Annotated in this window: 12 protein-coding genes; 3 read left to right on the top strand and 9 right to left on the bottom strand. The window is 69.6% G+C overall.

The annotated features are described in order from the left end of the window. Window positions 1-85: 85 nt before the first annotated feature. Window positions 86-916 carry an NAD(P)H-binding protein gene (locus PSH25_RS31570; protein WP_238662533.1) on the bottom strand — a complete coding sequence of 277 codons (831 nt, stop codon included), beginning with the start codon at window positions 914-916 and terminating at the stop codon, window positions 86-88. A 103-nt stretch (window positions 917-1,019) separates the two neighbouring features. On the opposite strand from PSH25_RS31570, the gene PSH25_RS31565 reads away from it, so the two are divergent. Both PSH25_RS31565 and PSH25_RS31560 read left to right on the top strand, forming a co-directional pair. Further along, on the top strand, window positions 1,020-1,946 hold the full coding sequence (locus PSH25_RS31565; RefSeq protein WP_238662532.1) for an AraC family transcriptional regulator: 927 nt from the start codon (window positions 1,020-1,022) through the stop codon (window positions 1,944-1,946). 133 nt (window positions 1,947-2,079) lie between these two features. After that, window positions 2,080-4,149 (top strand): phosphocholine-specific phospholipase C, encoded by a 2,070-nt coding sequence (locus PSH25_RS31560; RefSeq protein WP_238662531.1) that lies wholly within the window; start codon window positions 2,080-2,082, stop codon window positions 4,147-4,149. 308 nt (window positions 4,150-4,457) lie between these two features. On the opposite strand, the gene PSH25_RS31555 is transcribed toward PSH25_RS31560, so the two are convergent. The 8 genes from PSH25_RS31555 to PSH25_RS31520 form a co-directional block, all read right to left on the bottom strand. Next, window positions 4,458-5,699 (bottom strand): hypothetical protein, encoded by a 1,242-nt coding sequence (locus PSH25_RS31555; RefSeq protein ID WP_238662530.1) that lies wholly within the window; start codon window positions 5,697-5,699, stop codon window positions 4,458-4,460. Between the two features lie 45 nt (window positions 5,700-5,744). Next, window positions 5,745-6,581: an aldo/keto reductase gene (locus PSH25_RS31550; protein WP_238662529.1), complete on the bottom strand. Its 837-nt coding sequence runs from the start codon at window positions 6,579-6,581 to the stop codon at window positions 5,745-5,747. A gap of 10 nt (window positions 6,582-6,591) precedes the next feature. Then, window positions 6,592-8,382: a glycoside hydrolase family 15 protein gene (locus PSH25_RS31545; RefSeq protein WP_238662528.1), complete on the bottom strand. Its 1,791-nt coding sequence runs from the start codon at window positions 8,380-8,382 to the stop codon at window positions 6,592-6,594. A gap of 70 nt (window positions 8,383-8,452) precedes the next feature. Continuing rightward, a complete protein-coding gene (locus PSH25_RS31540) occupies window positions 8,453-8,929 on the bottom strand; it encodes a hypothetical protein (RefSeq protein WP_238662527.1) in 477 nt (158 codons plus the stop codon). Between the two features lie 438 nt (window positions 8,930-9,367). Beyond that, entirely contained in the window at window positions 9,368-9,871 is a 504-nt protein-coding gene (locus tag PSH25_RS31535; RefSeq protein ID WP_238662526.1) for a hypothetical protein, read from the bottom strand. 297 nt (window positions 9,872-10,168) lie between these two features. Then, window positions 10,169-10,372, bottom strand: a complete 204-nt coding sequence (locus PSH25_RS31530) for a DUF397 domain-containing protein (RefSeq protein WP_238662525.1) — start codon at window positions 10,370-10,372, stop codon at window positions 10,169-10,171. Between the two features lie 118 nt (window positions 10,373-10,490). Next, complete coding sequence (locus PSH25_RS31525) at window positions 10,491-11,006, bottom strand: Uma2 family endonuclease (RefSeq protein ID WP_238662524.1); 516 nt, start codon at window positions 11,004-11,006, stop codon at window positions 10,491-10,493. 501 nt (window positions 11,007-11,507) lie between these two features. Next, window positions 11,508-11,795, bottom strand: coding sequence for a DUF8616 domain-containing protein (locus PSH25_RS31520; RefSeq protein WP_238662523.1), 288 nt, complete (start codon window positions 11,793-11,795; stop codon window positions 11,508-11,510). Between the two features lie 508 nt (window positions 11,796-12,303). Here PSH25_RS31520 and PSH25_RS31515 point away from each other — a divergent pair. Next, on the top strand, window positions 12,304-14,238 hold the full coding sequence (locus PSH25_RS31515; RefSeq protein WP_238662522.1) for a Na+/H+ antiporter NhaA: 1,935 nt from the start codon (window positions 12,304-12,306) through the stop codon (window positions 14,236-14,238). Window positions 14,239-14,871 lie beyond the last annotated feature (633 nt).

The following is a 14,871-nucleotide window of genomic DNA, read 5'->3' as shown; positions in this document are numbered from 1 at the left end:
CGGTACGTCGGGGTGCTCGCGGTATGCGGGCAGATCACCTGTTAGCCGGCTCTCACGCCGCGTCTCATGCCGCCCGCCGGGCCGACTACGACCACGCGCCGGCCGCCGCGGCCCGGGCGGCGTAGGTGTCGAAGTCGAGCGGCTCCCGTCCGAGAACCCGGCGGACCCCATCGGTCGGCTCGGCGAGATGGCCCGCCCGCATCCCGGCGAACAGGGCGTTCAGCGCCGTCGCCGTCTCCGCCGGGTAACCCTCGGCGAGCAGTTCGGCGAGGTACTGCTCCGGGGTGAGCTCCACGTAACGGATCGGACGGCCGCTCACCCGGGCGATCGTCGCCACCGCAGCGGCGAAGGTGAGCGCACGAGGACCGGACAGGTCGTACACCTGTTCGTGGTGACCGGACGACGACAACAGCGTCGCGGCCACGTCGGCGACGTCCTGGGCGTCGACGAACGGCTCCGGCGTGGCGCCCATCGGCAGGGCCAGCCGACCGTCGAGCAGCGGTTGGCGGAACAGGTCCTCGCTGAAGTTCTGACTGAAGTTGTTCGGGCGGATGATCGTCCACTCGATGCCGGACTTCCGCACCGCCTCCTCGGCGGCGACCATGCCGGGGGAGAAGTCACCGATCCTGTCGATCCCGCGGCCGGACAGCGCCACGATGCGACCGACACCCGAGTCGACCGCCAGGGTCACGAAGTCGCTGGCCAGCGCGGGGTCCTCCGGCGCGAGCAGATAGACCGCCGAGGCGCCCGCCAGGGCCGGCCGCCAGGTGTCCCGTAGCGCCCAGTCGAACCGCACCTCACCGGAGCGAGAAGCGGCCCGGACGTGCCGACCCGCCGCCCGCAGCGTCTGGACCAGCCGGCGACCGGTCTTGCCGGTGCCGGCCATCACGAGAGTCGAAGGTGCATCCGTCGTCATGACCACGAGTCAACTCGCCCGGTCGCGGGCGGGACATGTCCTGTCGTACGGCGGGCATGTGTGATCGTCCGCGAGGTGTCCTGCGCGATCTATCGTCGATGTCATGGACCCGTTCGACAGTCTGCTGCGGGGTGTGCACGCCGAGGGCGCGGCCTTCGGCCGGTCGGTGCTGACGCCGCCGTGGGCGCTGCGGTTCACCGACGGCGCCCCGCTGACGCTCTGCGTCCCGATGCGGGGCGAGGGCTGGATCTCCCACCCGGAGAGCGACAAGCCACGCCTGGTCCGGGTCGGGGAGGCGGCCACCGTGCGCGGGCCGGCACCGTTCGTCTTCTCCGCCGAGCCCCGGTCGAGCTTCGAGCCCGGGGAACTCCGCGACGTCCGACGCGGCCAGACCGGGGTGGTCGACCCGGTGGGCGCGGATCACAGCGACCGCCTCGTGCTGCTGGTCGGGGTCTACCACGTCCGGGGCCGGGTGCCCCAACGGCTGCTGGGCGCGCTGCCGCCGGTGCTCGTGGTGCCGGAGGACCAGGACTGCGCCGCGCTGCGTGACTACCTGGACGCCCAGCTCGACGCCGGTCGGCCCGGACGGCAGGTCGTGCTGGACCGCCTGCTGGACTGGTTGTTGGTGTGCACCGTGCGGGACTGGTTCGACCAGCCGGAGGCCGAGGCGCCCGGCTGGTACCGCGCGCTGGGCGACGACACGGTCGGTCCGGTGCTGCGCGCCATGCACGACGCGCCGGGCCGGCCGTGGACACTGGCCAGCCTGGCCGCGCAGGCCGGGGTCTCCCGGTCCACACTGGCCAAACGGTTCACCGAGTTGGTGGGCGAACCGCCGCTCACCTACCTGACCGACTGGCGCATGACCCTGGCCGCCGACATGCTGGCCGAGTCGACGGCGACGGTCGCCGCCGTGGCGCGTCACCTCGGGTACGCGGACGCGTTCGGCTTCAGCGCGGCCTTCAAACGCGTGCACGGCATGAGCCCCAGTGGGCACCGACGGCTCACCCGGCTCGACGCCACGGCGGCCTGAGCGGCTGCTCTTCCAGGCCCAGAGCGGTCGACGAGTGGTCGCAAAACCAACTAACTACGGTCATCTGCCGTCAACCCGTCGTCGGTAGCGTCCGGTCGCCAGTTTCCCGACCAGGTCGCACAAAGGCGGAGTTATGGGCACGGTGGATCGCCGTACGTTCCTCAAGGCGATGGGAGTTCCCGCGATCGGCGCGGCGCTCCCGTTGGACCTCAGCAAGGCGCTCGCCATCCCGGCGAACAACCGGACCGGCTCGATCAAGGACGTCGAGCACGTCATCATCCTGATGCAGGAGAACCGCTCCTTCGACCACTACTTCGGCACCATGCGCGGCGTACGCGGATTCGGTGACCCCCATCCGGCGACACTGCCGTCCGGCAAGGACGTGTGGCACCAACCCAACGGCGCCGACGAGCTGCTGCCCTTCCGCCCCGAGGTCAAGGATCTCGGCCAGACCTTCCTGCCGGACCCGCCGCACGGCTGGAACGACGGGCACGCCGCCTGGAACGACGGCCGCTTCGACAGGTGGGTGCCGAACAAGGGCGTCACGGCGATGACCTACCACACCCGCCAGGACCTGCCGTACCACTACGCGCTCGCCGACGCCTTCACCGTCTGCGACAGCTACCACTGTTCGCTGATGGGGCCGACCGACCCGAACCGCTACCACATGTGGAGCGGCTGGGTCGGCAACGACGGCAGGGGCGGCGGCCCGGTCATCACCAACGCGGAGGCCGGCTACGACTGGTCGACGTACCCGGAGCGGCTGGAGCGCAACGGCGTCTCCTGGAAGATCTACCAGGACGTGGGCACCGGCCTCAACGCCGCCGGGTCCTGGGGCTGGACGAACGACCCGTACATCGGCAACTACGGCGACAACTCGCTGCTCTACTTCCACCAGTACCAGAACGCGCAGCCCGGAACGCCGCTGGCCGACAAGGCCAAGACCGGCACCGAGGTCAGGACCCAGGGCCGCGACCCGGAGGCGCTGCTGGCCGACTTCCGCGCCGACGTCGAGGCGGGACGCCTGCCGGAGGTCTCCTGGATCACCGCGCCGGAGGCGTACACCGAGCACCCGAACTGGGAGCCGGCGTACGGCTCCTGGTACATCTCCCAGGTCATTGACATCCTCGCCTCGAACCCGGAGGTGTGGAGCAAGATGGCGCTCTTCATCACGTACGACGAGGAGGGCGGCTTCTTCGACCACGTGGTCCCGCCGACGCCCCCGCAGACCCGTGCGCACGGGCAGTCGACCGTGCCGACCACCAACGAGATCTTCCCCGGCGACGCCGACCACCCGGCCGGGCCGTACGGCCTGGGCATCCGGGTGCCGATGGTCATCGTCTCGCCGTGGACGCGCGGCGGCTTCGTGAACTCGCAGGTCTTCGACCACACCTCACTGATCAAGTTCCTGGAGGCGCGGTTCGGGGACGGCCGGCCGGACCTGATCGAGCAGAACATCACCCCGTGGCGGCGAGCCGTCGTCGGCGACCTGACCACGGCGTTCGACTTCCGGCACCCGAACCGCTCGCGGGAGGTCAGGTTGCCCGACACCGACGACTTCAAGCCCGAGGAGCTGGTCCGGCACCCCGACGAGGTGCCGGTCCCGCCAGCGGACCAGCGGCTGCCGAAGCAGGAGCACGGGGTACGCCCGGCGCGGCCGATCCCGTACACCCTGCACGCCGACGGGCGCCTCGGCGACGACTCGTTCCGGATCGACTTCCGCAACTCCGGCGGGGTCGCCGCGGTCTTCCAGGTCCGCCAGGCGGGCAGCGCGGACGCCCCGCGCAGCTACACAGTCGAGCCGGGCAAGCAGCTGACCGACACCTGGCCGGTCACCTCCGGGTACGACCTGTCGGTGTACGGGCCGAACGGGTTCTTCCGCCGGTTCACCGACGGCCGGTCCCACCTCGACGTCACCCCGTCGTACGAGGAGCGCGACTACAAGCTCGCCCTCACGCTCAAGAACCGCGGGTCGAAGCGGGTCGAGGTGACCGTCCGGGACGGGTACAACGGCCGTCCGGTCACGCTGTCGCTGCGCCCCGGCGAGACCGAGCGCGCGACCTGGGCGCTCGCCCGCACCCACGGCTGGTACGACCTGACGGTTTCCGTCGCCGGTGACGCCGACTTCGCGTACCGCTGCGCGGGTCATGTCGAGAACGGCAAGGACAGCATCAGCGACCCGGCCCTCGGCGGGCTCGTCTAAGTGACACCGCGTCGCCCGGGCCGCTGCCGGCCCGGGTGACGAACCTTGGCCCCGCCTTTCGGCCCGTCGCCTCGCTGTCGTCCCATCGCGTGGCTGTCGGCCCGCCGCTCCGCTGCGCGGCCCGGACGTTCGCTGGTTGGAGGCGGATGCCTCGTTGGGCGTGATGACTCACAGGCAAATCTATGCCTGTGAGTCATCACGCTCGCCGTACTACCCGCTCGCCCGGAGGTCACGCTTCGTAGCGGCCACGCCATGCCGCCGATGCACGGCCCTCACCGCACGACGATCGGCAACGCGACACCGGAGGGCTACGGAACGCCTCCGAGGTACGCGAGCATCGCCTCGCGGCTCCTCGGCAGGCCGTACTCACCGACGAGCATTGCCACGTTGCCGAACTCCTGCCCGTCGATCAGCCACGGCTCGGCCGACCGGCCCAGCACCTCGGCGAGCCGTCGCTGCCGCGGCGGCAACGCCACGACCGGCGTCCCTGCCGCTGCCGGACCGTCCGGGAACGCGAGGCGCAGCGCCACCCCCAGCACCGTCAACGACCGCTCCCCGCTGACGGTGGGTAGCCGGTCGAGCAGCGCGTCGAAGGCGCGGTCCTCGTGCCGCGGGCCGAGCTGCCGCAGCGCCAGGCCCGCGTAACCACCACGATCACCGTCGAGGAACGGCACCCACTCGCCCTCGACCGGCCCGGTGCCGGCGTCGTCTGGTGGCGCAGACGCCCAGGTCAACAGCTCCTCGACGGTCGCCGGGTCGACCGCCGCGCCGAGGACCCGGGCCCGACCGGTCGCGGCAGCCCAGCGGAGCACCGGGCGAGGATCGGCCAACCATCGAACGTCCGGCGCGGCACCCAGCAGCCCCGAGGCCACCAACATGGTGGCCAGCTCGCCGGGGGTCAACTCGACGCCCGGCTCCTGAGCGGTGTCGATCGCGGCGGCCAGTGCAGACACACTGCCGTCGGCCTCCTCCGGAAACCAGGCGAGGGTGTACGCCGCGACCGTCCGCACACCCGGATCGGCGTGCGTCAGCAGGGCGCGAAACACCGGAACCCCGGCACGCACCGCGTCGTAGGTCGCCAACTCGACGTACGCCCACAGCCGACTCTGCTCCGCAGCGGACAGCGACTCGACGTACGTGTACTCGACGTACTCCTTCTTCGACTGGTCCGTGCCGGTCCACGGTGGCGGCTTCGCGGCCAGCAGCTCACGCCCACCCTCGGCGGCCCGGCGGTACTCGGCCACCGGAAAGCCCTCTGGCAGCACACCCTCGTCGTACCCGATGGCCAGGACGCTCAGCAGCCCGAGCACCGCCGCCGGATCCGGGGTGGCCGGATCGGCGAGCAGTTCCAGCAGGAACGGCACCGCGTACGCGCTCGCCTCGAACCGACTGCCCTGGTGGAAGACGTTGGTGTAGAGGTCGCCCAGGGCCTCGTCCCGAGTGGCCGGGTCGGGGGAGAGCAGGGCCCGCAGCTGGTCGGGCACGTCGTCGGCCGCCCCGTATGCGTGGCCCAGCCGCGCCCAGTCGATGTCGTCAAGTCCGTCGAGCACGCCCCATGCTCTCCCACCCCACCGACAGTCAGCGGAGGGTGGCCGTCAGAACTCCTCGTACACCGCCGGGTCCTGGTCCGCGAGCCGCCCGTCCGGGCGGCCCAGCGCGGTGATGGCCTCGACCTGCGCGTCGGTGAGCTTGATGCCGAAGACGTCCAGGTTCTCGGCCTGCCGCTGCGGGGAGGCGGCCTTGGGCAGCGGGATCACCTGACGGGCCACGTGCCAGGCGAGGATCGTCTGCGCCGGGCTGACGTCGTGCGCGGTCGCGATCTCCACGACGACGGGGTGCTGCTGCAGGTCGTTGCCATGGCCGAGCGGGCTCCAACCCTGCACCAGGATGCCGTGCTCCCGGTGGTAGTCGATCGCCTCCTGCTGCGGAAAGTACGGGTGCACCTCGATCTGGTTGACCACCGGGGCGACCCCGGTCTCGGCCACCAGCCGCTCGATGTGCTCCGGCAGGAAGTTGGAGAGCCCGATGTGCCGCACCAGGCCACGCTCACGCGCCTCGATCAGCGCCCGCCACGCCTGCACGTACAGGTCGACCTTCGGGTTCGGCCAGTGGATCAGGTACAGGTCGACGTGGTCGAGGCCCGTGCGGAACACACTCTCCTCGATGGTGGTCAGCGCCTCGTCGTAGCGGTGGTGCCGCCCCGGCAGCTTCGAGGTGACGACCAGCTCGTCCCGCACGTCACCGGCCGACCGGGCCGCCCGACCGACCGCGCCCTCGTTCTCGTAGTTCACCGCCGAGTCGATCAACCGGTAGCCCGCCCGGATCGCCTGACCGATCGCGTCGACACCCGCCGAGCCGTTCAGCCGGTACGTGCCGAGCCCGATCGCCGGCAGGGTCGTGCCGTCGGCGGCCGTCAGGTGCGGAATCGTCATGATTGGGACCCTACCCGCACGTGGGGGCGTCCCGGATGGCGAGTGCGGCTTGGACGAGCGCGGCATGGGTCAGCGTCTGGGGGTAGTTGCCGAGGTGGGCACCCGTCGCGGGGTTCAACTCTTCGGCGTACAGGCCAAGTGGGCTGGCGTGGTCCACCATGGCCCGGAACAGCTCGACGGCTTCGCGGCGACGGCCGGTGCGGGCAAGGCTCTGAATGAGCCAGAATGAGCAGGGTAGGAACGCGCCCTCGGTGCCCGGGAGGCCGTCACGTCCCGGCGGGTAGCGGTAGAGCAGTGGACCGCCGGCGGACAGCCTGTCCCGGATGGCGTCGATGGTGCCCCGCACCCGGGGTGACTCGGCCCGGTCCATGTCGAGCAACGGCAGGACGAGCAGGGCCGCGTCGAGATCCTGGGAGCCGTAGCTGCCGACGTAGCTGGCCGCCACCGGGTCGAAGCCGCGCGTCCGGACCTCGGCGGCGATGGCATCGCGGGATTTCTGCCAGCGTCGACGTTGACGGTCCCGCAGGGGGTGCGTGTCGGCGATGGCCAGGGCACGGTCCAGGGCGAGCCAGCCCATGAGCTTGGAATGGACGTGTTGGTCGGGCTCCCGTACCTCCCATATGCCGGCATCCGGCTCCTGCCAACAACCGGCGACCACGTCGGCGAAACCGCGCACTGCCCGCCACGTCTCGGAGTAGAGGCGGTGCCCGGCCTGAGCGAACGACCAGGCGGCGTCAATCACCCAGCCGTAGCCGTCGAGCTGGTGTTGACCGGCGGCACCGTTGCCCACCCGTACCGGAAGGCTGTCGAGGTAGCCGGGCCAAGCGGGTAATTCTCGTTCCGCGGGTACGTGCCTGCCATGAAGGGTGAGCAGCGCCGGCAGGCGTGGCCGTTGCAACCGGCTGGCGTGCAACAGCCACGCGAGGAAACCGCGGGCCTCCTCGGTCTTGCCGACGCTGAGGAAGGCGCTGACGCCGATGCTGGCGTCGCGGGGCCAGACATAGCGGTAGTCCCAGTTTCGACTCCCACCGGGATCCTCGGGCAATGACGTGGTGGGTGCGGCCACCGGCGCTTTCGAGGGCGAGTAGGTCAGCAGCCGCAAGGTGAGCAGGCTTCGTACGACGTGTTCGCGGAAAGGCAGCCGCTCGTCGACCTCCGCGGTCCAGGCCCGCCATCGCGCCTCGTCCTCGATGAGCAGTTCCCAGGCGGCCGTCGGATCGACGTGGATCACCGGTTCACGGTGGGCCACGGCCAGTACGAAGGTGACCGGACGGCCTGGCCTGACCGTGATCGAGGTGGGCCGACCCGGTTCGATCCTGAACGTGGGCGTGCTGTGCAGCCCGACCGCAAGCGCCCCCCACTCACACACGAGGGCCTGGCGCCGGTGGTGGGTTCGCGGTCGGCGGTGCCCTGCGCCGAGGCGGGGATCGAACTCCACCACCGCGTCGACCGCTGCCTGCTCGGCCGACAGCCGCCGCACGATCAGGGTCGTGGGCAGCAGGCGACCGCTGACCTCGGCCACCATCGCCTCCGTGAGGCGGAGCCGGCCGCTGCCCACCGACCAGGTGGTCTCCAGGGTGGCGGTGTGCCGCCGGTACCGTCGTTCGACGACCGTGGCCGGCCGGGCCGGACCGACCCGGAACGTCCCGGCTTCCGTGCCCCCGACCAGTCGACCAAACAGGGGATCGCCGTCGAAACGTGGTACGCATAGCCAGTCCATCGCGCCGTCACTCGCGACCAGGGCGGCGGTGCGAGTGTCGCCCAGCAGACCGTAGTCGCTGATGGGTGGCCCATCAGTCATGGAGATCGCTCCTTGACGAGCCGCGCTGGCGAACAGCCTGCGTCAGACGGGGACAACAGTCGGGCGCGGGTCACCTGGCTTGGAGGAGCAGCCCGAGACAGGTCCCGTAGATGACGTGGACGACAGCCGTGACCAGCGGGGTCTGAATGCCGTAGTTGAGGGCGAACAGCCCGGGCGGCTCCAACACCGCCGTGCTGGCCGGTCCCGCCCGTTGCGAGGCCATGCGCGGGTGGACACCAGGCAGCAGCGGAAGAATCACCGTCAGCGCGATCCCGACGTGCAGAATCCCGAACAGCGCCCCGATCCACCAGGTGGCACGGTGCAACAGCGCGAAAGCGGCCGCGTAACCGAGGGCGAACCCCTGGCCGGCGCAGAGGTGGAGGAAGAACCCGACGACCCGCGCCCGGTCGGGATCCTCGGTGACGACGGTCCCGAGCACCAGGGGAAGGTCGAGCCGCGTGAGGCCGGCCAGTTGAGCGCTGATCATCGATGCGGTGAGCGCCGCGGTGGCGACCAACCCGAACAACGCCCATCCGGCCCAGTCCATCTCAGCAGTCGACGACGCCGCGGGCGTTCTCAATCATCGGTCCACCCTCCGGCTGAACAGCGTGAATCCCACGGCCCGGACCGGACACCCGCCCACCCGGGACCCGGAACCGCCCGGTTTCTCACCATAAGCCACCGGACCAGTCGCGCTGACCCGCTCGCCCAGATGTCCCTTGACGAGGTGGCACCGGGTGGCGAGCGCTTTCGCACATGTCGTGCTGCCGGACCCAACCCGTCGTCAGCCCGGCCAGCGACTCGCTGTAGACGACGGACGGCCCCACGCCCACCCCAGTACTGGCGCACCGCGCGAGACCGGCACTCGAACTGCTCGAAGAACCTCAGAGTGTCAATGTCGCGTGAATGCGTCAGCTCGAAGCGGTAAGCCCAGAATCCTGAGAGGAATCGCCGTACGGAATGAATTGCTAGGTGCGGCCGACAGCTACAGCGAGACGATGACCGGCTGGATCTGGACGTTCTTGGTCAGCTGCTGCGGCGAGGGGACGGGCGTGCTGACCTTGACGGACGTGTTGTAGCCGTAGATGACGACCCCGTCAAGGTGGTTCGCGCCCGGCCAGTTCGACTCCAGGCGGACCGCCATTTGAGTCGGGAAGTTGGTCACCTCTTCGGCGCACGACCGGATCAGGACGACGCTCGGAGTGGCGGTCAGGTGGGTGGCCAGCATCTTGGCCAGCTTTTTGTAGGTCCAGCCCCAGTCCTTGGCGCCGGCCTCGGCGTCACCGATCTCCTCGTCGTTGCCGTGCGCACGGATGCACAGCGGCTCGCCAGCCTGCACCCCGGCCAGATAGGTGGCCAACTGCCGATCCGCCTCGGCCTGGGTGAGGCCGGCGTCGATGGGCAGGAGGGCACCCCACGCAGCCGCTCCCGAATCGGGCTCTGCAGATCGACCTCGGGTATTCGGATCCTGCGTCGCCACGATGAACATGACATTCTCCTTCGGGGTAGCCGCGTGTTTCAGAAGACCTGCAGAAGGCAGATTAGCGCGGCAGTCGAAGAATGTTCCTGTCAGCTATCCGGCTCGAATGGATGCTGTCGTTGGTCGGACTATTGACGGTCATCAAGGGTCAGATTGAGTTACATCAGTCATCGACCCCGCAATTCCCGGATGCGCAATTGGCATACAGTCGGTGTGGGCTGATACCGCACCATTGCCCAACTCCCAGACGTTCGAGCCGCTGCCCGGAGCCTGTGTCGTGCCTGCACGTCGCAGGCGAAGCCGATTTCAGCCGGCGCGTCCGTCGCGTTGGGCAGTCGCGAGGAAGTCGGTCCATGCCTGGGCGGTGAAGGTGAGGAGCGGTCCCGTGGGATCCTTCGAGTCGCGGACGGCGACAACCTCGGCGAGGTTCGTGGCGACCTCGACGCACGCACCGCCGTTGTCGCCGCTGCGGGTGCTCTTGCGCCAGACGGCGCCGCTCAGGTCAGTCATGCCGCATCTCCCCAGCGATTCGCTTGATCATGTCCTTCGATTCTGCCTCGCCGAGGGCCAGCCCATCCAGCCCTCTCCAGACACGCTCGTAGGCGGCCAACTCGTCGGGCGGACGCGCTCAGCCGAGGCCGTGCTCGTCCAGGCCGGTGTTGAGGACCCAAGCGAGCGGCATGGTGGCCTGGATGACGTACTGGTCGCCGTCCAGGCGGTGCATGGTGACGGTCTGTGCCGAATCCTGATCGACCACCCAGTACTGAGGAATGCCGGCGGAAGCGTATTCGCTGCGCTTGGTTACCGTGTCGACGCCCTCGGAGCCGGGTGAGACGATCTCGACCACGAGAAGCACGTCGGCGACCGGCAGCCACACACCGTCTGCCTGAGCCTTGCTCCATACGACCAGGTCCGGAATCCGTCCACCGACACCGCCGTCACGGCCCGGTATGCGCAACCCGACAGCTTGGGCGATGTGTTCCGCGGGGACACCGCCCTGAGCGAGCCACACCATGAGCCGGGTCGCGATGATCGCGTGGTTGTAACCCGGCGGCGGCATGATCGAGACGACTCCCTCGGGGCTGATTTCGTACCGGTGGTTCTCGTCTGCGGCCATCATCGCCGTCAGGTCGTCGAGCGTCACGACAGGGGGCATGTATCTGCCAACCGCCTCTGAGCTCATGGACGCATCGTACCGGTTCGCGACGCGACTCCGGTGATGATGGGACCGCAGCGTGGCGTCCTGACTACCCTGGATCGCTCGTTCTGGGCAGCCCAGCTGAATGGGTTGCGTCTACTAGTTCCTGAAGATGACGAATGACGTCGACCTTGTGTTCGGTCTCCGGTAGCTGTCGCTCGCCAGCCGTCACCAGCCCGCTGCGCAAGTGGCTGACGATCTCCTGCTGTGCTGCGGGACGTACAGGTGATACTTGGCGGGGCGTCAGTGGTATCCGAGGATCCGTGTCGCTTTTTCGCCGACCAGCCGGAGCTGATCTCCTGGGAGATCAGGCACACGGTAGTCATTGCCGCGCACTGTCTCGAGGAACTTCGTAGGCAGGCGCACATGGTATGTGGCGAGGTAGAACCGCAGATCGTCGCGCCACAACCACTCGCCATCCGTAAGCACTAAAGAACCCCACAGTCTTCATTGGTGTCCCCTCGCTCGTGGTACGAAGACCTCCCAGGAGCCGCCGCTCTCGACGACTGGAGGCTGAGGCTCAGTGGCCCATCGTTGCGTCCCCACCCGAGCCGTCGGGGCGAGCACGTTGACCCCGAGTTCGTCGGCGACCTGCTGACCGAGTGGTACCGCGTCGATGTCGGGATTGACGGTGCCGGCATAGCAGGAGACCCAAACGGAGGGGCCGCCGTCATAGGCGGGATTCTCCCGAACCGCGGCGGCAATCTGGGCTGCGTTGGTGGCGTTTCCGTCCATGCGTGCTCCGTCTGCTGCGCGCGGCATGGGCGGTCAGGTCGTCCGGGTCGACCTGGATGCAGTCACCGGCAGGCATCGTCTGGTCCCTGGTCCCGGAAGAACCGGCTACGGTACGAGTCGAGCGCAGCGTCGTCCGCCCACACGTCGACCCTCCCCAGGGGACCACGGCCGGCTGCGGCCGGCGACATAACCGGCACGCTACCAACCGGTGGCGCTGCGTGCAGGCCCGCCGCCACCGTGGTTGCACCGCCTCGCCGATCATGGAGTTGTGGTGGGCGACAAAGCACCCGCCGTAGTGCCAAACAGGCACCACAACTCCATGATCGACGAAGCTAGAGCGCGATCTTGCACTTTCTGTCGCGACAAATGACGCAGAATCCCACAGTTCGGCGAACTGAAACTGCAAGATCGACGCGGTGGGGGCGTGCGGGGAGGCGGCGCGCGGTCGTCTTCGCGGAGGAGTGGCAATCCGGACCACGTGACGGTCAGGTCGACGAAGATTGTTCCCGTGACGAGCGACAACACGCCCCGGGGCTGGACCAGCCGGACCGTCTGGGACAGGCGGTTCAACGCCCCGCTGCGCTCGTTCCTGCGTACCGAGACCGGCGGCGCGCGTGTGGTGCTGATCGCCGCGGTGGCGGCTCTCGTATGGGCCAACCTCAGCGCATCGTCGTACGAGTCGGTCTGGAGCACCTCCCTCTCGGTCCGGCTCGGCGACTGGCAGGTGTCGCACGACCTGCGTACCTGGGTCAACAGCGGCCTGATGACGTTCTTCTTCCTGGTCGCGGGGTTGGAGTTGCGCCGCGAGTTCGACATCGGCGAGTTGCGGGAGCGGCGTCGGCTGGCGTTGCCGATGCTGGCCGGGGTCGGCGGCATGCTCGTGCCGATCGCGATCTACCTCGCCATCAACGCCGGGCACACCACCGCGGCGGGCTGGGGTGCGGTGATGGCCACCGACACCGCGCTCGCGCTCGGCGCGCTGGCCGTCTTCGGGCCGCGCTTCTCGGAACGGCTGCGGGGTTTCCTGCTGACCGTCTCCGTCGTCGACGATGTGGTGGCGATCGCGGTGCTGGCCATCGCGTACCCGCGCCACCCCTCGCTGACGGCGTTGATCGTCGCGGCGGGGATCTTCGGCGTCGTGCTGCTCGTCCGGGGCTGCGGGGTGCGGTTCGGGCCGGTCTACGCGCTGCTCGGGGTGGCGGCCTGGCTCGCCGTCTCGATGTCCGGTGTCGACCCGGTCGCGGTTGGCCTGGTGATGGGGTTGCTGACCTACGCCTACGCCCCCGGCCGCGGCGACCTGCAGCGGGCCAGCGACCAGTTCCGCCTCTTCCGGGAACAGCCCACCCCGCAACTGGCCCGGATGGCCCGGGCCGGGCTCACCTCGGCGCTGTCACCGAACGAACGGTTGCAGACGCTCTACCACCCGTTGGCGAGCTACGTGGTGGTGCCACTCTTCGCGCTGGTCAACGTCGGCATCGTGATCGACGGCGACCTGCTGGCCAGGTCCGTGACCTCTCCGGTCACGGTGGGGGTCGTGGTCGCGTACGTCGTCGGCAAGCCGGTCGGGATCGTGGTCACCGCGTGGCTGGTGACCCGGCTCAGCGGCAACCGGTTCCGGCCGCCCGTCGGTTGGGTTGCCGTCGCGGGGGTCGGCGCGATCTCCGGCATCGGCTTCACCGTCGCGCTCCTGATCGCCACCCATGCCCTGAGCGGCCCGGCCCTCGACGAGGCGAAGTTCGGCATCCTCGTGGCGACGCTCGGCGCGTCCCTCGTCACCTGGTTGGTGTTCCGCTCCGTCAGACGGCTCTCCCCGGCGCGGCGGAGCCGTGCACTGCTGGGCGCCGCCGAGGGGATCGTCGACCTGATGCTGCCGGTCGATCCGGATCGCGACCACCTGCGCGGGTCGCTCGAGGCGCCGGTGACGGTGGTGGAGTACGGCGACTTCGAGTGCCCCTACTGCGGGCAGGCCGAGCCGGTGGTCCGGGAGCTGTTGGCGGACTTCGCCAACGTCCGGTACGTCTGGCGGCACCTGCCGCTCACCGACGTCCACCCACATGCCCAACTCGCCGCCGAGGCCGCCGAGGCGGCAGGGGAGCAGGGCGCCTTCTGGGAGATGCACGACCTGCTGCTCGCCCACCAGGATGCTCTCAACCCCGCCGACGTGCTCGGCTACGCCGAACAGCTCGGCCTGAACCTGGACGGGTTCCGGGAGCACATGGTGAAGCGGAAGGGCGTGGACCGTATCGCCGAGGACGTCGACTCCGCCGACCTCAGCGGCGTCACCGGCACCCCCACCTTCTTCATCAACGGCCGGCGACACCACGGCGCGTACGACATCGCCGCGCTCTCGGCGGCGGTGAAGGCGGCGTTCGCGAGCGCGAAGCTCCGCCCCGAGTACCACCCTCGCCATCGCGGACGCCGCGAGGCCGGACCGGCGAGCTGACCGCGCGGCCGCGCGACCGTGTGGTCCCGAGCGGGCCAGGTGGTCGACGACACCGCGGTCACCTCCCGGTCGTCGGCGGTGCCGCCACGACCACGGGTACGGGTGGACGCCGCTCACCCTCCGGCAGCCGCGGCGCGGATCAACGGGGTCCGCCGCTGTGACCTCCGGGTCCGATCCTCTCCGCGTCGGGATGGCGAGGTGTTGGTCGGGGCCTTTGGAGCTGAATCGTTTGTGGCATCACTGACCGGGTCCCGCTTCGGGCTTCGCCTGCCACCTTCGAGCTGTCGTCTTCGAGCTGGGGAGGGCTCAGGCCGTGGGGTCTTCGAGCTGCGGGATTCTGTGCGTGTGGCCGGTGGGGTGTAAGCGCCTGTGGGCGTAGGCGTGGGGTTTCTGGACGCGTGGGGGTTGTGCGCGTGTGGGGGCTGCGGCCGGACACCCCGAGCGGCACGCATCGGGTCTGAATCGTTTGCGACATCAGCTCCAAAGGCAACGCGCCGACCTCGCTGCCCGGCGCCACGCAACCCGGAGTCTGCACGCGCAGACTGCCCGCCGGAGCCCTGCCTTGCCCAGCCCGGCCTGGCCCGGAACCCTGCCTTGCCCAGCCCGGCCTGGCCCGGAGCCCTGCCTTGTCCG

It is taken from the genome of Micromonospora foliorum (genome assembly GCF_022229015.1).
In the GTDB taxonomy this organism is placed as follows: Bacteria; Actinomycetota; Actinomycetes; order Mycobacteriales; family Micromonosporaceae; genus Micromonospora; species Micromonospora foliorum.
The sequence above is the reverse complement of the archived record's forward strand: the minus strand, read 5'-3'. Positions and strand labels throughout refer to the sequence as shown.

Bases quoted from the DNA above. Each gene is read 5' to 3' on its own strand.
- PSH25_RS31570 (WP_238662533.1), bottom strand. From the start codon at position 916: ATGACGACGGATGCACCTTCGACTCTCGTGATGGCCGGCACCGGCAAG.
- PSH25_RS31565 (WP_238662532.1), top strand. From the start codon at position 1,020: ATGGACCCGTTCGACAGTCTGCTGCGGGGTGTGCACGCCGAGGGCGCG.
- PSH25_RS31560 (WP_238662531.1), top strand. From the start codon at position 2,080: ATGGGCACGGTGGATCGCCGTACGTTCCTCAAGGCGATGGGAGTTCCC.
- PSH25_RS31550 (WP_238662529.1), bottom strand. From the start codon at position 6,581: ATGACGATTCCGCACCTGACGGCCGCCGACGGCACGACCCTGCCGGCG.
- PSH25_RS31545 (WP_238662528.1), bottom strand. From the start codon at position 8,382: ATGACTGATGGGCCACCCATCAGCGACTACGGTCTGCTGGGCGACACT.
- PSH25_RS31540 (WP_238662527.1), bottom strand. From the start codon at position 8,929: ATGGACTGGGCCGGATGGGCGTTGTTCGGGTTGGTCGCCACCGCGGCG.
- PSH25_RS31535 (WP_238662526.1), bottom strand. From the start codon at position 9,871: ATGTTCATCGTGGCGACGCAGGATCCGAATACCCGAGGTCGATCTGCA.
- PSH25_RS31530 (WP_238662525.1), bottom strand. From the start codon at position 10,372: ATGACTGACCTGAGCGGCGCCGTCTGGCGCAAGAGCACCCGCAGCGGC.
- PSH25_RS31520 (WP_238662523.1), bottom strand. From the start codon at position 11,795: ATGGACGGAAACGCCACCAACGCAGCCCAGATTGCCGCCGCGGTTCGG.